This window comes from Kocuria salina, from assembly GCF_013368965.1.
Classification (GTDB): domain Bacteria; phylum Actinomycetota; class Actinomycetes; order Actinomycetales; family Micrococcaceae; genus Kocuria; species Kocuria rosea.
Map to the genome: position 1 here is coordinate 844,995 of NZ_SSSF01000001.1, position 19,130 is coordinate 864,124.

At 68.4% G+C, this 19,130-nt stretch carries 22 protein-coding genes; 10 read left to right on the top strand and 12 right to left on the bottom strand.

Annotated elements, in window-relative coordinates; translation table 11 throughout:
• Positions 1–44: 44 nt before the first annotated feature.
• Together E7Z53_RS03960 and E7Z53_RS03965 are read right to left on the bottom strand one after the other, a co-directional pair.
• A complete protein-coding gene (locus E7Z53_RS03960; protein ID WP_176337204.1) occupies positions 45–1,547 on the bottom strand; it encodes a multicopper oxidase family protein in 1,503 nt (500 codons plus the stop codon).
• Entirely contained in the window at positions 1,544–1,966 is a 423-nt protein-coding gene (locus tag E7Z53_RS03965) for a hypothetical protein (RefSeq protein ID WP_176337205.1), read from the bottom strand. The genes E7Z53_RS03960 and E7Z53_RS03965 overlap by 4 nt, the downstream gene beginning before the upstream one ends.
• A 153-nt stretch (positions 1,967–2,119) precedes the next feature.
• On the opposite strand from E7Z53_RS03965, the gene E7Z53_RS03970 reads away from it, so the two are divergent.
• Both E7Z53_RS03970 and E7Z53_RS03975 read left to right on the top strand, forming a co-directional pair.
• Complete coding sequence (locus tag E7Z53_RS03970; protein WP_176337206.1) at positions 2,120–3,319, top strand: sensor histidine kinase; 1,200 nt, start codon at positions 2,120–2,122, stop codon at positions 3,317–3,319.
• Positions 3,316–3,975 (top strand): response regulator, encoded by a 660-nt coding sequence (locus tag E7Z53_RS03975; protein WP_176337207.1) that lies wholly within the window; start codon positions 3,316–3,318, stop codon positions 3,973–3,975. Before E7Z53_RS03970 ends, E7Z53_RS03975 begins: the two co-directional genes overlap by 4 nt.
• A 22-nt stretch (positions 3,976–3,997) precedes the next feature.
• On the opposite strand, the gene E7Z53_RS03980 is transcribed toward E7Z53_RS03975, so the two are convergent.
• The 3 genes from E7Z53_RS03980 to E7Z53_RS03990 are packed head-to-tail and all read right to left on the bottom strand — an operon-like array spanning position 3,998 to position 6,412.
• Positions 3,998–4,819: an NmrA family NAD(P)-binding protein gene (locus E7Z53_RS03980; RefSeq protein WP_035929331.1), complete on the bottom strand. Its 822-nt coding sequence runs from the start codon at positions 4,817–4,819 to the stop codon at positions 3,998–4,000.
• Positions 4,816–5,739: a phosphotransferase family protein gene (locus E7Z53_RS03985; RefSeq protein ID WP_052133073.1), complete on the bottom strand. Its 924-nt coding sequence runs from the start codon at positions 5,737–5,739 to the stop codon at positions 4,816–4,818. The genes E7Z53_RS03980 and E7Z53_RS03985 overlap by 4 nt, the downstream gene beginning before the upstream one ends.
• Before the next feature lie 22 nt (positions 5,740–5,761).
• The gene (locus E7Z53_RS03990) at positions 5,762–6,412 is read right to left on the bottom strand and encodes a GNAT family N-acetyltransferase (RefSeq protein WP_176337208.1); all 651 of its coding nucleotides are present in this window, start codon (positions 6,410–6,412) and stop codon (positions 5,762–5,764) included.
• A gap of 396 nt (positions 6,413–6,808) precedes the next feature.
• Between E7Z53_RS03990 and E7Z53_RS03995 the strand changes: the two genes are divergently transcribed.
• The gene (locus E7Z53_RS03995) at positions 6,809–7,678 is read left to right on the top strand and encodes an FAD-dependent monooxygenase (RefSeq protein WP_217905351.1); all 870 of its coding nucleotides are present in this window, start codon (positions 6,809–6,811) and stop codon (positions 7,676–7,678) included.
• Between the two features lie 351 nt (positions 7,679–8,029).
• Here the strand turns inward: E7Z53_RS03995 and E7Z53_RS04000 are convergent, their stop codons facing one another.
• On the bottom strand, positions 8,030–8,566 hold the full coding sequence (locus E7Z53_RS04000) for a GNAT family N-acetyltransferase (protein WP_052133129.1): 537 nt from the start codon (positions 8,564–8,566) through the stop codon (positions 8,030–8,032).
• A 430-nt stretch (positions 8,567–8,996) separates the two neighbouring features.
• On the opposite strand from E7Z53_RS04000, the gene E7Z53_RS04005 reads away from it, so the two are divergent.
• The 6 genes from E7Z53_RS04005 (at position 8,997) to E7Z53_RS04030 (ending at position 13,125) form a co-directional block, all read left to right on the top strand.
• The gene (locus E7Z53_RS04005; protein WP_255219435.1) at positions 8,997–10,097 is read left to right on the top strand and encodes an IS30 family transposase; all 1,101 of its coding nucleotides are present in this window, start codon (positions 8,997–8,999) and stop codon (positions 10,095–10,097) included.
• Positions 10,098–10,166: 69 nt separating this feature from the next.
• Positions 10,167–10,628: a hypothetical protein gene (locus E7Z53_RS04010; protein ID WP_136341033.1), complete on the top strand. Its 462-nt coding sequence runs from the start codon at positions 10,167–10,169 to the stop codon at positions 10,626–10,628.
• A 95-nt stretch (positions 10,629–10,723) separates the two neighbouring features.
• Entirely contained in the window at positions 10,724–10,933 is a 210-nt protein-coding gene (locus E7Z53_RS04015; protein ID WP_152609312.1) for a hypothetical protein, read from the top strand.
• 556 nt (positions 10,934–11,489) lie between these two features.
• Positions 11,490–12,068 carry a hypothetical protein gene (locus E7Z53_RS04020; RefSeq protein ID WP_138976442.1) on the top strand — a complete coding sequence of 193 codons (579 nt, stop codon included), beginning with the start codon at positions 11,490–11,492 and terminating at the stop codon, positions 12,066–12,068.
• On the top strand, positions 12,068–12,391 hold the full coding sequence (locus E7Z53_RS04025; RefSeq protein ID WP_241482915.1) for a hypothetical protein: 324 nt from the start codon (positions 12,068–12,070) through the stop codon (positions 12,389–12,391). The genes E7Z53_RS04020 and E7Z53_RS04025 overlap by 1 nt, the downstream gene beginning before the upstream one ends.
• 542 nt (positions 12,392–12,933) lie before the next feature.
• A complete protein-coding gene (locus E7Z53_RS04030; protein ID WP_017834438.1) occupies positions 12,934–13,125 on the top strand; it encodes a hypothetical protein in 192 nt (63 codons plus the stop codon).
• Between the two features lie 58 nt (positions 13,126–13,183).
• On the opposite strand, the gene E7Z53_RS04035 is transcribed toward E7Z53_RS04030, so the two are convergent.
• Both E7Z53_RS04035 and E7Z53_RS04040 read right to left on the bottom strand, forming a co-directional pair.
• Positions 13,184–13,693: a hypothetical protein gene (locus E7Z53_RS04035; protein ID WP_176337210.1), complete on the bottom strand. Its 510-nt coding sequence runs from the start codon at positions 13,691–13,693 to the stop codon at positions 13,184–13,186.
• A gap of 63 nt (positions 13,694–13,756) precedes the next feature.
• On the bottom strand, positions 13,757–13,924 hold the full coding sequence (locus tag E7Z53_RS04040) for a hypothetical protein (RefSeq protein ID WP_017834440.1): 168 nt from the start codon (positions 13,922–13,924) through the stop codon (positions 13,757–13,759).
• Positions 13,925–14,142: 218 nt separating this feature from the next.
• On the opposite strand from E7Z53_RS04040, the gene E7Z53_RS04045 reads away from it, so the two are divergent.
• On the top strand, positions 14,143–14,631 hold the full coding sequence (locus E7Z53_RS04045; protein ID WP_017834441.1) for a GNAT family N-acetyltransferase: 489 nt from the start codon (positions 14,143–14,145) through the stop codon (positions 14,629–14,631).
• Between the two features lie 87 nt (positions 14,632–14,718).
• Here E7Z53_RS04045 and epsC read toward each other — a convergent pair whose 3' ends face one another.
• The 4 genes from epsC to E7Z53_RS04065 all read right to left on the bottom strand — a co-directional run bounded on the left by epsC (position 14,719) and on the right by E7Z53_RS04065 (position 18,633).
• A complete protein-coding gene (epsC, locus tag E7Z53_RS04050) occupies positions 14,719–15,228 on the bottom strand; it encodes a serine O-acetyltransferase EpsC (protein WP_109244603.1) in 510 nt (169 codons plus the stop codon).
• 165 nt (positions 15,229–15,393) lie between these two features.
• Positions 15,394–15,639, bottom strand: coding sequence for a hypothetical protein (locus E7Z53_RS04055; RefSeq protein ID WP_141246871.1), 246 nt, complete (start codon positions 15,637–15,639; stop codon positions 15,394–15,396).
• A 342-nt stretch (positions 15,640–15,981) separates the two neighbouring features.
• Positions 15,982–16,695: a FadR/GntR family transcriptional regulator gene (locus E7Z53_RS04060; RefSeq protein ID WP_095651903.1), complete on the bottom strand. Its 714-nt coding sequence runs from the start codon at positions 16,693–16,695 to the stop codon at positions 15,982–15,984.
• A 150-nt stretch (positions 16,696–16,845) separates the two neighbouring features.
• Entirely contained in the window at positions 16,846–18,633 is a 1,788-nt protein-coding gene (locus E7Z53_RS04065; RefSeq protein ID WP_081994601.1) for an L-lactate permease, read from the bottom strand.
• Positions 18,634–19,130 lie beyond the last annotated feature (497 nt).

Sequence of the window (19,130 nt, forward strand, 5' to 3'; positions counted from 1 at the left end):
CCTCTCTCGAGCGTTGAACGGTGGGTGAGGGGCAGGGCTGGGTCTCAGTGGTGGTGGCCCGGGGCTGCCGATGCGGACGGCGGAGGGCCGTCGGGGCTGACGACGACGAATTGGCCCATCAGGCCCTCGTCCTCGTGGCGCAGCAGATGGCAGTGGTACATGTATGGGGTCCTTGGATCGGCGTACTCGCCGAAGCGCATGATCAGCCGGTAGGTGCGGCCAGGTTCGAGGTAGATGGTGTCCTTGCGTCCGCCCAGCTCCGGTGGCGGTGGGGCGCCGTCGATGCTCAGCACCTGGAACTGGACGTCGTGGATGTGGAAGTTGTGCGGCAGGCGGTCGATGCTGTGCACCTGCCAGATTTCGGTGGCCCCGGCGGTGACGATCTCGTCGATCCGGTCCATGTCCATCCGAGCCCCGTTGATAAGGCGCGAAGCCAGGGCGAACTCACGTACCACGGTGGCATCCGCCTCCCGCAGCCGGTCGAGATCGGCCAAAGCCGCGGGAACAGGGGGTGAGGAGCGCAGGGTCGGAGCGGCCCGCAGCTGCAGGACGTCGAAGGTGTCGGTGCCGCCGAAGGCGGTCGATGAGGCCACGTTGCCTAGGTCGGGCGGGAAGGAGCGCAGAACAATGTGTTCACCGGCGACCAGGGCGACGACGATCTCGGCTCGCTCCGCGGGGGAGAGCCGCACTCGAGTGGTCTCGTATGGCTTGGCCAGCAGCCCGCCGTCGGTGCCGACGAGGTGGAACGGCCGGTCGTCGGCGAGGCCGAAGTCGTAGGTGCGGGCGGTGGAGCCGTTGAGCAGGCGCAGCCGGATGCGTTCGGTAGTGATGTCTTGGTAGGCGCCGATGGTGCCGTTGGCCATCACGGTGAATCCGAGCAACCCTGGCTCGGCCCGGTTGTTGTCCAGGGTCAGTTGCCCGTCGTCGTCGAACTGCTTGTCCTGAACGATGACCGGGAGGTCGTCCACCCCGTACGCGGAAGGCAGATCAGGGGCATCGGCGGGATCGTCGATGAGGAACAGCCCGGCCAGACCGCGGTAGACGTGCTCCTCGGTGTGCCCGTGCGGGTGCGGGTGGTACCACAGGGTCGCCGCCGGCTGGTCGATCCGCCAGGTGGGACGCCAGGTCCGCCCCGGGGCGACTTCCTGGTGCGGGCCCCCGTCCATCGCGGCGGGCAGGCGCATGCCGTGCCAGTGCACTGTGGTGGGCTCGTCGAGGGCGTTGGTCACCGCCACGGCGACCTGCTCGCCACGTTCGGCCCGGAGGGTGGGACCGAGGAAGGCTCCGTTGAAGCCCCAGGTGGCGCTCTGCACCCCGGGGCGGAACGCCGTGGTGCCCTTCTGGGCCGTCAGTTCGAAGACCCGGGTACCGTCGGGGCCGACGTGGGAGGGGGCCAGGGGCGGGATCGCCAGCGCAGTGTCAAAGACCGTCGGCGGGGCGGGAGTGCCCGTGGACGGGGCGCCTGTGCAGCCGGTGAGGAGCAGGAGTGCCCCCGCGCCGGTCAGCAGGTGCCGGCGGGTGCACGAGGGGCCGGTGGTGTGGGTCATCGCGGGGCTCCTCGCAGGTGCTGGAGGGCCAGGGCGATCAGGCCCGCGACTAGGCCCCACACGGTGGGGACCAGCAGTACGGGCACGATCGCGAAGGGGAAGGCCAGCGGTCCCTGCAGCGTGCCGGTGATCAGGGGGGAGAACACCGCGCTGAGGACGATGGTGTAGATGCCGGCGGTGAGACCGGCCAGTGTCAGCGTGACCACGGGGCGGGGAATCCGGCCCCACCCCACGACCGCGACCCAGGCCACGGTGACCAGCACGGCGAGCATGGCCGCAGCCGTCGAGGCACCCATCAGCGCCGACAGACCCAAGTGCCGGGCCAGCCCCTGCACCAGCGGAAGAGCCCCCAGGCCCAGCACCAGCAACCAGTTCACGGCGGGGCGGGTGCTCGCAGAAGGTTCAGATCGGTTTGTCATGGCCCCGACGCTACGGAGCAGCGTCTTAGCGGACATCGGGCGGAAAGCGCCTCCTGTATCGCTGGGGACCGGTGGTCCCGGTCGCCCGGAGGCGACCCGGCCCGTCGCTTCGGGACCTACGACGGTCGCGGGCGGTCTGGCTACCCTGGACCCATGCCCAGCACCGTGGCGGCCCGCCCCTCGTACCGGCCGGCCGAGGAGGTCGACCCCCGTCTGGTCGACGCCGTGCTCGCGGCCGCGATGGCCGTGGTCGTGGCCGTGGTCGCCGCCGCGGACCTGGAGGGCACCGGCCGCGCCGGTGCCCTCGCCTACCTCTTCGCGGCCGGCTTCGGGGCCCTGCTGCTGGCCCGGCGGCACGCGCCCCGGCTGGTGCTGGTGCTGACCGTGCTCGGCATCTTCGTCTACTACATGTTCCAGCTGCCGCCCATCGGCATCGCCCTGCCGGCGGTGGCGGCCCTGTTCTCGGCCGCCGAGGCCGACCGCACCCGGACGGCTGTCGCCGCCGGGCTGGTCCTGGTGTCCGTGGCGGCTTATTTCCGCGTGGAGGAGGGCCTGCCGGCCTCCTATCTGGTCAGCTACGACCTGCTCACCGACGTCGCCCTGGTCGCAGCGGCCATTGCGCTCGGGGTGAGCGTGCGCTCCCGCCGGGAGCTCCGCGCCCATGAGGAGCGGCTGCGGGCGCTGGCCGCCGCTGAGGAGCGCCACGAGGCCGAGCGCCGGCTGCAGGCCGAGAAGGCCGGGATCGCCCGGGACCTGCACGACACCATCGGACACACGATGTCGGTGATCGCTGTGCACAGCAACGTGGCCGCCGAGGCCGTGGGGCGCGACGACGCGGCCGCGGCCCGGGCGCTCGAGCAGATCCGCGCGGCCGCCTCCGCCACCCTGCGGGAGCTGCGGAGCACCGTGAAGCTGCTGCGCACCCCCGACGCCGACCCGGCCGAGCGGACCAGTATCGGTCTTGCCGGGCTCCCGCAGCTGCTCGCCGCGGCCCAGGACGCCGACGTGGAGGTGACCGCACGGATCGACGTCGACCCGGCCGAGCTGGACACCACCATCGACGCGGCCGCCTTCCGCATCCTCCAGGAGTCCCTCACCAACGTCCTGCGCCACTCCGGGGCCCGGCACGCCTCGGTGGAGGCCCGGCTGCGGAACGGGACGCTGGATCTGAGTGTCATCGACGACGGGAACGGTGCGCCCCCAGGCACTGGTCCCCACCTCGCGGGAGGCGGGAGGGGCCTGCAGGGCATGGCCGAGCGCGCCGGCCTGCTCGGCGGAACCCTCACCGCCGGCAACCGGGACGGCGGGGGCTTCGAGGTCCGGGCGACACTGCCGAGGAGGCTGGGACCGTGATCAGCATCGTCGTCGTCGACGACCAGGAACTGGTGCGCACCGGGCTACGAGCCCTGGCTGAGCGGGACGGGGACATCGCCGTGGTCGGGGAGGCCGCCACCGGCCGGACCGGTCTGGCCCGGGTGCGCGAACTGCACCCGGACGTGGTGCTCATGGACATCCGGATGCCCGAGATGGACGGTCTGGAGGCCACCCGCCGGATCGTGGCGGATCCGGGTCTACATGAGGTCCGGGTGCTGGTGCTGACCACCTTCGACGAGGACGAGCACGTCTTCGAGGCCATCCGCGCCGGAGCGGCCGGGTATCTGCTCAAGGACGTCTCGCCCGACGACCTGCGCCGGGCGATCCGAGTGGTTGCCGCCGGGGAGGCCCTACTCTCACCCTCGGTGACCCGCACCGTGCTTGGCAACATCGCAGCCCGGCCCTCCACCGTCCTGGACGAGGCCCCGTTGCAGGGTCTGAGTCCCCGGGAGCGGGAGGTGCTCGAGCAGGTGGGGCGGGGACTGTCCAACGACGAGATCGCCCAAGCCCTGTTCCTTTCCCCCGCCACCGCGCGCACCTACGTCTCCCGGCTGCTGGCCAAACTCGGTGCCCGGGACCGGTCCCAGCTGGTGGTGCTCGCCTACGAGACCGGGCTGATCACCCCGGGGACCTGAGCACTTCCGCGCCGAGAGTCCATCAGCGCCAAGCGCCGCGTGCGGCGGCCTCGTGGGCGTAGGTCCGGAAGTCCCGGGGTGGGCGGCCGGTGACGCGTTCGACCGTGTCGTCGACGTGTGCGTCACCGGCCGCGCGAAGGGCTGCGAAGGCGGCGGCCTCGGCGAGGACCTGGTCGCGGTCGGCCCCGCATTCGGTCAAGACGCGGACGTAGTCCTCGGCTGCGCCGAGGTAGCGGAGCGGCCGGCCGGTGTTCTCCGCGATGATGTCGACCGCCTCGGTGAAGCTCAATGCCTCCGGGCCGCTCAGTTCGTAGGTCCGCCCTTCGTGGCCCGGCTCCGTGAGAGCGGTCACGGCGACGGCAGCGACGTCCTCGGCATCATTGAAGGCCTGGCGGACGTCACCGAGCGGCATCACGACCTCCCCAGCCAGCACGGTGTCGCGCAGGAAACCCTCGTCGAAGTTTTGGTTGAACCAGTCCGCCCGGACAATGCTCCAGACCGCCCCGCAATCGTGCACGGCCCGCTCGGCGGCGAGCAACCGTAGGTCCCCCATGGCCTCGATGGCCTTGCTCGAGAGCAGAACCATTCTGTCGACACCGTGCGTCGTGGCGAGGTGGAGAAAGCGGGGGTCGACCGCCACGCCGTCGGGTGCCATGACGAAGGCATGCGTGGCACCGCCCACCGCCTTCTCCCAGGTGCCCGGGTCGGTCCAGTCGAAGCGCACAGCACCCCGGTCCGCCGGAGCACGGGAAGCAACGGTCACCGTGGCGCCCCGCTCGCGCAGCTGCCGTACCACCCGGCGTCCGACGGTTCCTGTTGCGCCGAGTACCAGCACGTTGGTCATGATGTTCCCTCCCGAGACCCGTGACCATGAAGGGTCGATGGAAAAAGCCACGCCATGGCAGCGAGACTGTTGGCGGTGTAGTCGTCCTGGCCGGTGACGAGGCCGTAGGCGAGGTCCTCCAGGGCACCGCACCTGGCATGGAAGACGGCACGGGCGAGCAGCTCTAGGTCGGTTCCGGCCCCCGCCGCACGGTACGTCGACAGCGTTGCCCGCAGCCCGCGGGGCCCGAGGTCGCGGTGGACGAGTCCCAGATCGCGGGCGGGGTCGGCCAGAGCGGCGTCGCTCCAGTCGATGATGCCGGAGATCGCCCAGGATCGCGGATCGACGAGGATGTGCTCGATGCCCAGGTCGTTGTGGCACACAGTCAAGCGTCGCGCGCCCGGCGGTGGGTCCGCCTGCAGGAAGGCCGCGATGGCGTGACGGTGCTCGGCGCCGATGTGCGCGGCGCAACGAGAATAGTTGTCAGCGGCCTCCTCGAGCCACTCGACCGGCGGTGTGGTGTCCTCGGGGAGCAGATCGGCGTCGTGCGGCGACAGGTCGTGGACGACGGCGAGGAAGGAGCCGAGGCTGCTGCCGAGTGCGGCGGCGTGGGCCGCACGTGCACCGGCGGGCACATGCAACAGTGGCTGCCCCGGCAGCTTCGGGTAGGTGGACAAGCCGTGGACGGGGTCCACGATGTTCGGGGCGGGCACGGGCAATGGGGAGATTTCACCGACCCGGTGCAGCAGCCGCGCCTCCACCATGACCTCGCGGGCCCGCTCGGCAGGGTCCGTTCGCGTGCTCAGACGCACGACGAGCTCGTCGTCGACCTCGTAGGTGACGTGGTCGAGACCGGATCCCAGCGGCCGCAGCGAGGAGATCTGACAGCCGTGCTCGGCCAGCAGCCGGCCGACGATGGCCAGGTCCGTGTCGGCAGTCATTGGACTCTCCACCTCCTGCGGGTCAATGCGGAATGTCTGTGGCGGGTCGGCGCATGAACCAAGTCGGTACGCCGATCACGTCGGCTTCCCCTACCACGTCGTACCCGAAGCGGCGGTAGAACACGACGTTCGCCGGCTTGTCGGTTTCGAGGTAGCCCGTCTGCCCCGTCTCATCGAGCCGGCGGCAGTGCTCCCGCAGGAGGATGGTCCCGAACCCCTGGCCCTGGAGGGACGCATCCACCGCCACGGGGCCGAGGTGCACGTGGGCTTCGGCGAGGTCCCGGCCCGCCCACGTGTTGATCCATGTGCAGACCCGGACAGCTGCCCTCGGGTCGAGGTGCGCCAGGTGGGGCAACATCCTCAATCGTTGCCGAGGCCTCGGTTGGCACGCTCCCGCGGGGGCGGCAGCTGCTACCGCGACCAGAGTGCCGTGCTGGGTGACACCTACCACGTGGGTGGTAGGCATCGCCTCCAACAGCGCCCGGACCAGGCGGGCGTGGTACCTCAGCCGCCGGTCCGGGTCGGTGCCGTAAGCGGCGAGGTGGACCGGGTTGTCCCGCATGCCGCGCGCGATCACTTCCACGGCGGCGGGAAGGTCCCCGCGCCGCAATTCGCGCATCTCGACCCCTGCGTCCCCCGTCTGGGCGAGCCCGCCGTCGTGTGTGCCGTCCACATCCGTCTCCTTCAACCTCCGGCGCCAGAGGGGTAGCCCCCGCTCACGGCAGCTAGGCTACGAACCCGCACGGCCCGCGTCATCGGCCCGTAAGCGTCGGGGTGGATCGCTCCGCGGCGCCTTCAGGTGTCGCCCCGGTACGACATGCTCTGTCGTTCGGTGACCGATGCGACGATCAGCAACCTTTTCCTACCCTGGGCTCATACGGCCTGGACATTTCGGGCTCCGGACACCGAAGGGCACCTCATGCGTGGCACAGCTCCCATCGTCGGTGGTGGCATCGCGGGGCTGGGCGTGGCCCGTGGCCTCCACGCCGGCGGATGGTCAGTGCAGGTCCGAGAGCGCTCAGCAGGCCCGCCGCGCACCGGCACCGCCCTGGGCATGTGGCCCGCGGCCATGGCAGCCCTCGACGCCCTCGGCGTCGGAGACATCATCCGGGACCGGTCCGTTGAACAGTCCAGCGCGGCCATCCTGCGGCCCGACGGCAGCGTCATCGCTACGGTACGCAGCCCCTCGGTGCACCTGGTGTCTCGGCCGGACCTGCTCTCGACCTTGCTCGAAGGACTGCCCGCCGAGACCGTGGCGTGGAACAGTCCAGTACACCCCACGGACGACCTGTCGGACGCCGACGTCATCGTCGGCGCCGACGGCATCCACAGCGTCGTCAGGACAGCCGTGCAGCCCGATGCCGTTCCCTTCCCACTGGGCACCGTGGCGTTTCGCGGCACCGCACCGGGTAGCACAGGTCCCATCACCGAGACCTGGGGAAGGGGTCTAATCTTCGGCATCACCCCTCAACACCCGAACGCCACCAACTGGTTCGCCTGCGTCCGGGCCGAGCTCCTCAACCATCACCAGCCCGAGCTGAGCGCCACGCAGTTGTTGCGCCAGCTCTACGGCGGCTGGCACCCAGCCATCGCACGTGTCCTCCACACAGTCGAGGACGCCCAGGTCGACCGCCGCACCCTCCTCCATCTTCCCCCGCTACGCACCTATGCCGGCCGCCGTCACGTACTCGTCGGTGACGCCGCCCATGCCATGGCACCAAACCTCGGGCGGGGTGCCTGCGAATCCCTCGTCGACGCCTTCACCCTGGCTCAGGCCCTCACCGCAGCCGTCTCCGTCGAGGACGGTCTGCGGCGCTACGACCGTCTGCGCCGATCGCCTACCCGTCACATCGCCTACCTCTCCCGACGCCTGAACCGGATCAGCAGCACTGAACGATTCACCGGGGTGCGAGACGCTCTTGTGAGTGCCCTGGCCTAGGTGACCGCTGGCTCCGTTCGCTCCACCTGCCCGGTCGAGGACGGGCACCTGGCTCTGTCCCAAAAGGTGCCGAAGCCGCGACGCAAACACAGAGCGACGAACAATGATCGGTAGGAGGCCAGAGTGCGGAAAGTGATCGCCAATAAGTGGACGACGCTGAGCGAGACGGTGCAGGCTCCCAGCTATGCCGATGAGGACGTGACCGACGGCCGGGCAGTGGGCCCGGCTGAGAACCTTTCCGTGGTTCGCGCCGACCACTGCCCACTTCTGGGAGTCAGCAGCGGCCACCGGGGATGCTCAAGTCCCGATGTATGAGCGCGACAACCGAACGCTGCGCCGCAACGGGACCGGCTACCGGCACTCGTCACCGGAAGCCTCGGGATCCAGTTGGAGCAGCGCCCGGACGTCCTGACCGTCGTCGGATAGCGTGAGGGTGAACCCGAGATGGCGTAGCACGACCAGGGCACCCGTGTTGGAGACAGTGGTGTCTGCCCGCACTCCAGACGCCCCGAGTGAAGCGGCCTGACGCACAGCTGCCGCCGTGGCTTCTCGTCCAACGCCGCGACCACGGGAGCCACGAGTCAGCCAAATGCCCATCTCCAGGACGCCAAGTTCATCAGTGTGCTTGAGGCGCACCGAACCCACGACCAGCTCGTCGACGACCACGGCCCAGGTTGCCTCTCCGGCCGGCCCGGCCAGTCCGGCGCGACGGACACGGTGGAAGTCACATAGCCACGCGACTCGCTCCGATGTCCATGCCCGGCCGGACGTCAGCGGCGGCGTCACCTCATCAGCCTCGGCGTCAGTGGTGGCTGCACGAACGAGCTGCGCCAGTACGGTGTCATCCACGGCGACCAGCACAACAGAGGGGGTTTGTCCTGCGGCCACGGCAATAATCCTAGTCAACGCACCTCGATGCCTTGCCGGATCCGACAGCTGCGTCCTTCTGCCCGATCCTTGACCAGAGCGTCCGCAGAAAGGTAGCCAACGTCTTCGTGAGGTGCGCGACGCGGCTCCTGCCGACTGGCGCGGTGGACATCAGGTGAAGACGTCGATGAGGGCAGGAGTTGCGCGTTGACGAGCCCGCTCGATCAGTGCCGCTCCCACGTCCGGGTCGCCGGCTGCTCTTAGCTCAGATGCACGAGCCACCACCACTTCACATAAGGCCCGGCTACCGGACATTGCCCGTGGGAACGGTGATGCAGTTGAGGTTCCCCGGGTTCTTGCGGTGGTTGCAACACTGAGCGTTGGGGGTGGTGTTGTGGGTGGGTACTCGATCTTGATCAGGCCGGATCTGCTCCAGGTGTTTTGGGAGCGGATGCAGGCCGGGGAGTTCATCACCGGGGCGGTGGCAGCTATCCGTACAAGCCGGCGCACCGGGGCCCGGGTCCTGGAGGAGGCCGGTGGGGTGCGGCCACGCCGCGGACGCGACCTCAAGGGCCGGTGCCTGAGCTTCGCCGAGCGGGAGGAGATCGCCCTGTTGCGCGTTCAGGGACAGTCTTTGCGGCAGATCGGGGCGGCGATCGGCCGATCACCGTCGACGATCTCTCGAGAGCTGCGACGTAACGCCACCGCCCAAGGCGGCTATCGGGCCACGACAGCGCACGTGCTGGCCTATGAAAGAGCAGCGCGCCCGAAGCCAGCGAAGCTGCACACCCATCCCGAGGTGCGTGCGATCGTCGTGAGAGACCTCGCCAAGAAGTATTCGCCGGAGCAGATCGCTGGGCGCCTGCGACGAGAATTCCCCGACAAGCCGGAGATGTGGGTGTCGACCGAGACGATCTACCAGTCCCTCTACGTGCAGTCCCGTGGGGCCCTGAAACAGGAGCTGACCCGATACCTGCGCACCGGACGAGCTGTGCGCCGGCCCTGCCGCAAGGCCGGGCAACGCAAGAACCGGGTCCCGGACATGATCAACATCAGCGACCGGCCCGCTGAGGCCAAGGACCGCGCAGTGCCGGGCCATTGGGAGGGTGACCTGATCATTGGCAAGAACAATCAGAGCGCCATCGGAACCCTGGTGGAACGCACCACCAACTACACGATGCTTGTTCACCTGCCCGAGGGTTACAAACCCGAACAGGTCCGTGACGGGCTGGCCGCGAAGATCAAGACACTGCCGGAGGCGCTGCGACGGTCGCTGACCTGGGATCAAGGCACGGAAATGCGCGACTGGAAGCAGGTGCGGGTGGACGCCGGGATCGAGATCTTCTTCTGCGACCCACACTCGCCCTGGCAACGCGGTATCAACGAGAACACCAACGGCCTTTTGCGCCAATACTTCCCGAAAGGCGCCGACCTCTCAGCGTTCACTGCCGCAGAGCTCGACGCGGTCGCCGAGGAGCTCAACGACCGTCCCCGCAAACGCCTAGAGTTCCAGAAACCGATCGAAGTGATCGGCGACCTGCTGTTGCAATGACCACCAGAATCCGCCGTTCCCCTCTTGTGCGTCGTGGATCCGGCGCTGACCGGTCGGTAGCGTCTGAGCATGGACAAGGGAGCGGGAAGGGCTGAGCGCAGGAGGAAACCGCCCAGGTCATTGCGTCGGGTGGCCCTGATTGTCACCGGCATCAGCGGTGCCATCGCCGTCGTCTTAGGAACGATCACCTGGGTCGTTGAAGAATCCGCTAACCCGATGCATCCGCTTGGTAACGCGGGATGGCTCGCCTTTCCCGCCGGCTTCGTCGCGGTCGGTGGGCTGATCGCCTTTCTCGGCGACGTCGTGCTCGCCAGCACGACCCAACCCGGGGAACTCGAGGCGGCAAGTTCGCTCCCTGGTCGCTCTCATCGGCCGGTCCGTGCCCTGCGGACGGCCGTGCTGGCCTATGCGCTCGTGCTGTTCGTCGGCGCGCTGGGTGCTATCGCGTTCACGGTCTATGACCGGGGCGGGGTAGCGGTGAGCCTCGACGTCTTCGTGTTCCTGTGTGCTGCGGTCTTCCTCTGGGGGTGATGCGCCTGCGCAGGCCTGCCGCCTCCCCCGCACAGGGCGCAGGCATCGATGCAGGGCTGGCCCGAGGCACTGTGGGAGGGGTGCAACCTCAGGTGTTGCGTCAGTGGGGGCTCGCCTTCACCGGGGTGGGCACGGGCATTGCTGTGGTCCTGTACTGGTACATCGAGTTCGTCAATCACTTCTTCTGGTCGGGCGTGCTGTTCGGCCCGATCATCTTTCTCGGTTTCGCGCACATGGTGGCTGTCGGCGGGCTGGCCGTTCTGGTCGTCGACGGGCTGCTGCGGCTGACCGGGCGCCGCTACTGAACGTCGTCTGCCGAGGGAGGACAGCACAGCATCCCTGAGCCTGGCGAGGGGAAGGATCTGGGCTATGACTGTTTCCTTGGCCCGCCATGTTGCACGAGGGGTTCCTGTCTCGGTGGTCCCGTACTCGAAGGCACCTCGGCCGCAGGAGGTCATGGTTCAAGTGCGCGACCGGCTGGCCGAATTGGAGCGCGCGGCCACCCCGGCTTGAACCTTATTCGTGGGTCCGCGAACCTCTCGGGCACGCGCCGCACACATGAGGTTCACGCACCACCAAGGTGGCTGACCTCGAGTCCTACCCCAGCATCGGTAGCACCCGGTCCCGCCTGACCTCGGAACCATGAGACGGAGGGTCTGCATCCCCAGAGCAGACCCTCCGTTCCCATGTCCGAAACATCCTTTCGGCCGTTCTCTTTTGCAACTGGTCGTGGTGTGCTGTCCGCACATTGTGCACTTGAGTGCCGACCCGGGCACCGCAGGCACGTCCACTCCGCAGGAAAAGAGAGTCTCGATGCGCTTGAAATCTACTTCACGCTACGCTCTGTTGCTCGGCCTCATCATGGCTGTCACTGGCTCAGTCGGCCCAGCCCTGGCCGCTCCGCCGCCCCAGCCCGACGACAACGAGCTCGTGCTCTACGCCCCCACCACCCGCCAGACGTTGACGATTGAGGAGCCCGACCAGCAGTCCTCGCCCCAGAAGGACGACGACATGTTCACACCAATGCTGCTCGGCCCGATCGACTCATTGAACTGCAACGTCCTGAACCGCCCATCCCACATCGTCACCACGTACAACGCCCGCGCCCGATCGGGCTTCTCCGGGGGCTATATCAAGATGGAGTGCGGCACCGACGCCGGCTACGGCTACCGGCACATCCGTTCCCGCCACCAGCAGGACTGGCAGAACAAGATGTACCCGTTGCGGGCGAACTGGGACGACTTCATGGACTTCGCCACCAAGCAGGCGCTGGCCTCTCCGTCCAAGACCGCCTTCCAGGGCAGCGGTAAGTACTGCTACACCACCCCAGTCCAGATCCGGAACTCCCGCGGCGCCGTCGTGAAGACGTTCTATCCTCGGATTATCATCTCCTCGACCAACCGTCGAGTAATCACGTCCATCCCAGGAGGCTCGTGCTGATGCCCGCACCGATCACGGTCCGCATGTTCAACGAGCACGGCTGCCCCTGGCCGTTCTTCGGCCCCGAGAGCCTGATGAGCCAGGAGGAGTTCCCGCTGCCGGCAGAGCTCACCGAGCAGGTCCTGGCGTGGACGTCCGACTTCGCCCGCCACTACGACGAGGAGCGCGGCTGGCCCTCGGCGCAGGCATACGAGGCCTCCCGGCAGGAGGGGCGGCGCCTGGCCGCCGAGGTACAGACGGCCGTCGGGGACGAGGTGCGGATCCAGCTCGAGCACTGGGAGCGGATGGTCGACGGCCAGGAGGCCTCCGCCCAGACCAGCTGATCCAGCCGCTGCCATCAACGGAGGGCCTGTCTCCCCAGAGCAGACCCTCCGTTCCCATGTCCGCACCCTGGCGCGGCCTCTTGGGGTGTCCGCACACATGGGTGCCGTCCCCACAGAGTTCACCGTCGGGAAGGACCCCATGAGCACCACGACCCCCGCCGCCTCCGCGGCCGCCACGGAGATCGAGACGACCGGCGCCCCGATCCTCGGTTTCTTGCAGCTGAACACCTCCAACGGCAAGGTGTTCCTCAACGCCACTGCCCCGTCCAGCGAGTTCCAGTCCAGCACCGCTTTCGACGTCGACGGGTGGGCGCCAGAGCTGCCCTACGTGGAGGTCTCCTTCACGGCCGCCGGACTGAGCGAGGCCGACGAGGCGGATCTGGTCGACGCCGGGTACCGCCCCGTGATAGGCCTGGTGCGCGGTGTGCTCGCCACTGTGATCGCCCCGGCGCCGGGCGCAGACGCCCCCGACTACCTGTTCGTGGACTTCGAGTCCACCGGGCTGCCGCAGATCGCCCCCGGGGGAGCCGAACCCGCGCTTCGTGCCGCTGCAGGTCGCCGCCGCCGTAGTGGACGCCGGGCTGAACGTCGTGGCGACCTACGAGGCAAAGATCAACGCCACGACCGAGCAGCTGGAGTCGATGGTCCCCTTCGTGCGCAACATGCACACCGAGACCGGCCTGCTCGCCGCCCTGGAAGCAGGGGGACTGCCCCCGGATCGCTTGACTCCTTGACCTGTTGCGTTGCAGCAGGGGTTCCTTTTGGGGCAGCTGTTGTTCCGTGGGGCAGCCCCTAGGGGATCTGGGCTGCGGGGGTGTCGCGGGTTTCTGCGGCGGGGTCGCTGTCCTGCCACTGGCTGAGCCGATCGGCGTCGCACTCGTCGCGGGAGGCGCTGGTCTCGTCGAGGCGCTGAATGGTCAGGCATCCCTCCTCCTCTCCCCGGGGGCCGAGGAGGTGCCAGATGCGGGCTTTGCCGTCGACGACGATGGCCGCTTTGATGGCGGTGTGGTCCGGGAAGAAGCTGTTGGCGGTCTTGTTCGTGTAATCGCCGGCCAGGCTCAGGGACCGGCCGTCGCAGCTCAACCTCAGGGACGGGGGTGCCGTGGTGAGGTCCTCGTTCTGCCCCGGGCCCATGGCGCCTTCGGAGATGGTGCACCCCGGGTGGGGGGTGATCGCGGTGGGCGTGACCTGGGAAAGGGGTTCTGGTCTGTCTTGGAGCAGCAGGTTGTCCTCGCACCCGGTGAGGGCCAGGGAGGTGATAGCGGCAACGGCGAGGCTGAGGACACGGGTGGATCGCTGCACGGCGGGGGCTCCTTGGCGCATCGAGGATGGGGTCCTGGTCTCCGACCGGGACGGTGCTGGGGGCTATGGCTGCCAGCTGCCGCTGCGGTCGCCGTGCTGGTGCGCGTAGTCCTTGATGCCGGCGGTGACGCCCTTGCGCACCACCCAATAGAGCAACCACAAGGTGAAGGCGACCATGAGCAACCAGATGAACAGTCCAAGGAACGCTCCGAAGCCGGCGACGTCCATCACGAGGAACCTCCTGGGGTAGGTCTGTCCACGCTCTAAGGGAATGCCTCCGTCCTTGGCACCCCGCTCGCACCGTGCGTGTCGGTCGGTCACCCCGTGTTCCACGCGTCGTGCGACTACCTCACATCCCGGTGCCGTGTTTCATCAAGGGTTCCTCGTCGATCATGCGGCTCGACCAGCATCTGGACCGGCCCACGTGGTGGCATCCCTAGCATGGGGACATGCGCCTGCGAGAGACGGTCCCAGCCGACCTGGACATCCTCTTGGGCTGGGTGCCCTCCGAGGCGGACATGGTGCTCTGGTCCGGGCGCACGTTCACCTGGCCGCTGGATCGCGGGCAGCTGGAGAGCTACCTGCACAATGATCAACGCCGGTACTGGACCGGGCTGGACCCGGAGTCGGGGCATCCGGTCGGTCACGCTTCCCTGCTCGTCGACGCTGACGCGGCCATGATGCGGCTCGGCTGCGTCCTCCTCGACCCGGCAGCTCGCGGGCGTGGTCTGGGACGGGAGCTGATCAGGGAGGCGGTGCGCACGGGCTTCGAGACCACGGAGGTGCCGGCCATGAAACTGGGCGTGTACTCGCACAACGTCCTAGCTCGACGCGTCTACGAGGACCTGGGGTTCAAAGAGACCGGCCAGGTGCGCAGCACCGAGGTGAACGGCCAGCCCTGGCACGCCATGGAGATGGAGTGGCCACGACTGGCCTGAGCCGCAAACAGACGCAGGCTCGCCCCGCAGCGTGACTGGCGCCGTCACGCAGATCCGACGTTACGTCTGAGCTGCGGCGTGAGATCATTACACGTCGATGCCCACGACCGTGGTGTCGGCCGCGACGTCACGGGTCACCACGGCGCCAGCGCCGATCTTCGCCCCCGCCCCAATGGTGATCGGGCCGATGACCTTCGCCCCGGAACCGATGAGCACCCCGTCCCCGACAACGGCGTGGCGCCGACCCGGGGAGCCATCCCCGACGAAGCTCGCCCCTTGGTAGATGGTCACGTCGTCACCGATCACGCTGGTCTCTCCGAGAACAACCTCGCTGCCATGGTCGATGAACAGCCGGTGCCCGATCACCGCACCAGGGTGAATGGTGATCCCGGTGGCCTTCGCGGAGGCGGTGGCGATGGCCTGGGCGGCGGGTCTGCCCCACCGGGTGGACCACAGGCGGTGGGCGATGCGGTGGGCGGCCACCGCGTGCAGCCCCGGATAGCTCAGCAGCGTCGCGACGGTGCCTTGCCCCGCGGGGTCGGCGGCAGCGATCGAACGGGCATCGGCGAGGACACTAGGACGGGTGGGCTCGGTCATGGCCACACCCTAGAAGACATCCAACCGGGAACCGTTCACCCTTACCGGCATTACATATGGCCCGGTTAGCGGCCGGGCTCCATGTCGGCCCTTGGGCGTCTGGCATCCATGCGCTCCACGGATTTCCGTCACAACGGTGGAGCGTGCCTTCAGGAGAGGTCTTCGTCAGCGCTTTTCTGGGGTGGCTGGTGGTGGGTGCCGAAAGATGCGGTTCTCGTCGGTGGAGAACATTTTCCGTTCGCCGGTTCCGAGTTCTCGGGCCCACACCACGTGGAGGAGTGGCATGGTCTCCTCGACGAGTCCGCGGTAGTAGAGGTCACCGGCAAGGTGGACATCGATGCGATCACCTGCTTGCAGCACGGTGCAGTCCTCCACGGGGACGGGGACGGGGCCGGGGTCGGGGCTGGTCATGGTGGCGGTGCCTTTCGTCGGCGCTTCTGGGTTGGGTTGTGGCCTCGGGGTGGTCATCCGGAGTGCGGTGAGCCCATGGTGCGTGGTCGTCCCGATGTGATGCGCTCCGTGGTGCGGTATCGGCGCGCGGTGTTCTCGGCCTGGAACGCGCATGGCTTCCCCGCGGCGGCACGAGGCAGGGGTCGGTCGCGGCCGGCTGGAGCCGGAGGCTCTTGAGGTGTGAGTATGCAGTCCGCTGGGATGTGCCTGGGGTGGTTCGTGCACGCGGTCCCGTGTTGACGGGAACGGTCAGTGCGCAGCGGTCAACGATCCTGGGTGATGCGGGACTCTGGGTACCGCTTTTTAGCGGTGGTCGCTGAGTTCGAAGAACCAGATGATGTGGTGGCGCAGGGCGTCGGCGGCGTCTGCGCCTCGGCGCTGCTGGAAGGCCTCCAGGATGCTCTTGTGCTGTTCCTGAAGGGTCTGGCGTACCTTCGGCCAGTCCTCGAGGTCGGCGACGGTCTCCTGGACGTAGCCGATGGTGGCTTGGCGCAGCGAGGACATAATCGTCTCGACCACCACGTTGCCGGCCAGAGAGGCGAGCAGGATGTGGAACTGCGCGTCGTGGGCGTGGAAGCGCTCGTCCGGCAGGTCCGGGTCGTCCATGGCGGCCACCAGTTCGGTGGCCTGGTCGAGTATCGCGGTGCGTTGGGGAGTGTCCGGGGCGGTGGCGGCTTCGTGGGCGGACTGGGTCTCGAGCAGCAGTCGGGTTTGCGCCAGATCGCGGATGCGCAAGGACCGGTTGGCCACGTGCATCCGCAGCGCCCAGCCGAGTGCGGCCGAGGGGTCCGAGATGACGATCGCCCCGGCGTTGGGCCCGGACCCGGTGGAGGAACGGACCAGGCCCATGGCGTCGAGGACCCGGAATGCTTCGCGGACCGAGGCGCGGGAGATCCCGAACTCCTCGGCCAGGTGGCGCTCTGCGGGCAGTCTGTCGCCCACCGAGATCTCCCCGGAGCGCAGGCGTTCCTCGAGCCAGTCAAGGACGAGGGTGTAGGTGCGTGTGACCGCGGGCACGAGGGGCTCCTGGAGGGTATATGGGGAACCGGACCATTCTAGAGAGACCGCGAGGCTGCACCTGACCGGATGGGTCGGGCGCAGCCTCGGGGCCCCGGAGGCGTGGGGCCGGCACCTGACATGCCGTCGGCACCGGCCCCACGTGCCGGATCAGACCCGGAGCTCGCTCCTGGCGGGCGCGTCCTTGCGCCACAACCAGCGGGCGATGAGGGCCAGTCCGGCGACGAGCAGGACCAGCATGACGGTGCCCAGGTTGAGACCCACCCCGTGGATGAAGAGGTACGCGACCGCACCGCCCGCGAGGCAGTAGTAGGTGGTCACGATGATCGTCTTGCGCAGCAGGTCGCCTTCGCGCCCGAGCAGGCCCACGGTGGCGGAGGCCGCCACGATGTTGTGGATCGCGATCGGGTTGCCACCGGCCCCACCCACAGCCTGGGCGGCGACCACGAGCTCGGGCCGGTCGAGTCCGATCGCGGCACCGGTGGAGAACTGGAACTGGGAGAACGTCAGGTTCGACACGGTGTTGGACCCGGCCACGAAGGCACCCAGCGCGCCGATCCAGGGGGCGATCACGGGCCAGGAGCTGCCCGAGATCGCGGCGGCCCCCTCGGCGAGGGTCACCGGCATGCTGGAGAGCCCCGAGTCGTTGAGGGCCGGGCCGGACTGGATGAGCACGCGCACCAGGGGCACGGCGAAGAGCAGGGCGGCGGCGGTGCCGGCGAGCTGGCCGGCCGAGATCTTGAGGGTCTGGGCGATCTCGCGGGAGTTCATCCGGTGCAGTAGGTAGGCGAAGGCCGAGGCGAGGATCAGCACGAAGCCGGGGAGGTAGAACGGCTGGACAGTGGTGGTGATCTCGGTGCCCAGGATGTTCTCGAACGGGATCGCCAGGCCGGTCAGCCATTCCTTCAGCGGGGCGATGACACGGGTGGCCACCAGCAGCCCCGCCATCAGGGCGTAGGGCGCCCAGGCGCGGACCGTGCTCATGTGGGTGGAGACGTCGGTGGCCTCGGCCGGTTCGATGGTGCCCATCCAGCGGGTGGGCCAGTCGGCGCGCGGGCCGAACTGGAAGGTGTCCTTGGGCATGAGGAAGCCGCGGCTGGAGGTGAACATCACCAGCACCATGCCGAGGAGCCCGCCGAACATTGAGGGGAACTCGGGGCCGAGGAAGCGGGCCACCAGCACGTAGGGGACGGTCATGGCCAGGGAGGCGTAGACGGCGAAGGGCCACACGGCCAGCCCGTCGCGGAAGCGCCGGTCGGGGCCGAAGAACCCGGTCAGCAGGGTCACGAGGATCAGCGGGATGAGGATGCCCACGATCGCGTGGATGGCCGCGGTGTAGAAGCCGATCGAATTGATGAACTCGGGCATGGTCACACCCAGAATCTCGACGCGCTGAGCGACCGCGGGGTCCCCGCCCAGGCCGTTGGCGACCCCGACGAGGATGGGCGTGCCGACCGCCCCGAAGCTCACGGGGGTGGACTGGACGATGAGGCCGATCATGACGGCGGCCATCGCGGGGAAGCCCATGGCCAGCAGCAGCGGGGCCACGACCGCGGCGGTGGTGCCGAAGCCAGAGACGCCCTCGATGAAGGAGCCGAAGAGCCAGCCAATGATGATGGCCTGGATCCGCCGGTCGGCCGAGATGTTGTTGAAGCCAGCGCGGATGGTGGCCATGGCCCCGCCCACGGTGAGCGTGGCGAGCAGCAGCAGGGCGCCGAAGACGATGTAGAGCATGGTGATGGCCACGATCAGGCCCTCGATGGTGGCGGCCAGCACTCCGGTGAAGCTCATCTGCCACACGGTCAGCGCCACCACGACGGCCGCGAGGTAGCCCACCGGCATCGCGAACTTCGCCGGCCAGCGGAAACCGGCCAACAGCACACCCACCAACAGCAGGGGCAGCAGAGCCAGAAGGCTCAGGACAGCGAGATTGTCCACGGACAGATCCTTTCTGGGCCCTGCCCCGGAGGATCGCGGGTGCCGGGTCGGGCCGGGTGCGTGGTACGGGCTGGGTCGAGGTTTCCGGGACGCGATGCGTAGCTCATCCCGGCCCCAGTGATCTCGATGCGCTCCCCTGAGAGTTGCGGAGAGCAGTACAGACCTGGTGTCGGTCGGGTGGTCGTTCGGTGCTTCCCGCATACGAGTTCGGGAAGGACCTCACACGCGACCACCGTATGGTCGGACCACAATGGTCTGACCACGAAGAGTACATGAGCCAGGTCACACCTCCAACCCCTGCGGCGCAATGTTTTCGCCGCCTGCCGCCCTGATTGTGTGGTGCGGCTCATAGTCCTACTATGGTCAGACCACAGGCGGTGCGGTGTCCTCGCATCGACCCTTTTTCCTTCTTCGCCCGTCCTCGTTCTCCTGTTCCCGGAGGTCGCATGAGAATCGCCCTGTTCGCCACGTGCATCGTGGACGCGATGTATCCGCGC

What these genes read in the sequence shown, in the direction of transcription:
- E7Z53_RS03960 (WP_176337204.1), bottom strand. Translation starts at nt 1,547, where the DNA reads ATGACCCACACCACCGGCCCCTCGTGCACCCGCCGGCACCTGCTGACC.
- E7Z53_RS03965 (WP_176337205.1), bottom strand. Translation starts at nt 1,966, where the DNA reads ATGACAAACCGATCTGAACCTTCTGCGAGCACCCGCCCCGCCGTGAAC.
- E7Z53_RS03970 (WP_176337206.1), top strand. Translation starts at nt 2,120, where the DNA reads ATGCCCAGCACCGTGGCGGCCCGCCCCTCGTACCGGCCGGCCGAGGAG.
- E7Z53_RS03980 (WP_035929331.1), bottom strand. Translation starts at nt 4,819, where the DNA reads ATGACCAACGTGCTGGTACTCGGCGCAACAGGAACCGTCGGACGCCGG.
- E7Z53_RS03985 (WP_052133073.1), bottom strand. Translation starts at nt 5,739, where the DNA reads ATGACTGCCGACACGGACCTGGCCATCGTCGGCCGGCTGCTGGCCGAG.
- E7Z53_RS03995 (WP_217905351.1), top strand. Translation starts at nt 6,809, where the DNA reads ATGGCAGCCCTCGACGCCCTCGGCGTCGGAGACATCATCCGGGACCGG.
- E7Z53_RS04005 (WP_255219435.1), top strand. Translation starts at nt 8,997, where the DNA reads ATGCAGGCCGGGGAGTTCATCACCGGGGCGGTGGCAGCTATCCGTACA.
- E7Z53_RS04010 (WP_136341033.1), top strand. Translation starts at nt 10,167, where the DNA reads ATGGACAAGGGAGCGGGAAGGGCTGAGCGCAGGAGGAAACCGCCCAGG.
- E7Z53_RS04020 (WP_138976442.1), top strand. Translation starts at nt 11,490, where the DNA reads ATGGCTGTCACTGGCTCAGTCGGCCCAGCCCTGGCCGCTCCGCCGCCC.
- E7Z53_RS04025 (WP_241482915.1), top strand. Translation starts at nt 12,068, where the DNA reads ATGCCCGCACCGATCACGGTCCGCATGTTCAACGAGCACGGCTGCCCC.
- E7Z53_RS04045 (WP_017834441.1), top strand. Translation starts at nt 14,143, where the DNA reads ATGCGCCTGCGAGAGACGGTCCCAGCCGACCTGGACATCCTCTTGGGC.
- epsC (WP_109244603.1), bottom strand. Translation starts at nt 15,228, where the DNA reads ATGACCGAGCCCACCCGTCCTAGTGTCCTCGCCGATGCCCGTTCGATC.
- E7Z53_RS04055 (WP_141246871.1), bottom strand. Translation starts at nt 15,639, where the DNA reads ATGACCAGCCCCGACCCCGGCCCCGTCCCCGTCCCCGTGGAGGACTGC.